Below are 563 nucleotides of genomic sequence, written 5' to 3'. Positions count from 1 at the left end.
CGACGAGATCGGCTTCGACGGCCGCTGGCAGCGCTACGTGTACAACGCGGCCAGCGAATTGACCCACCTGATCGAGGCGGGGGGCAGCGATGCCGGGCCGGGCAAGGTGACGCACTTCGAGCGCGATGCGCTGGGCCGGCTGCTGGCCAAGCGTGCCCAGGGACACGAAGGTCCGCCCGAGGAGACCACCTACCGTTATGACGCGCTGGGCCGGCTGACCCAGGCGAACAATGGCGCGGCCCACCTGGCCTTCGCCTACGACCCCGTGGGGCAGCTCCTGAGCGAGACGCAGACGCTCATCGGCCAGGGTGGCCCCGGCCTGCCAGCGCGGCTGGGGCGCGCTGCGGCATCGCCTCAAGGCCTGTCGCGCTCGCTCGTTCACAGCTACGACCCGCTGGGCAGCCGCACGCAGACGCTGCTGCCCGATGGGCGCACGCTGAACTGGCTGTTCTATGGCTCCGGCCATCTGCACCAGATCAACATCGCGCTGCCCGGACAGGAAGGCGCGCATCAGGTCATCGCCGACATGGAACGCGATTCCCTGCACCGCGAGGTCGAGCGCA

The 563-nt window shown here is 69.8% G+C and carries 1 protein-coding gene; it reads left to right on the top strand.

From position 1 onward, the window contains the following. The coding region (locus AC27IQ_RS26850; protein ID WP_487091521.1) for an RHS repeat domain-containing protein at nucleotides 1-563 on the top strand (563 nt) is incomplete at both ends.

The sequence above is a fragment of the Acidovorax sp. KPB24-07 genome, from assembly GCF_057543315.1.
The sequence above is the reverse complement of the archived record's forward strand: the minus strand, read 5'-3'. Positions and strand labels throughout refer to the sequence as shown.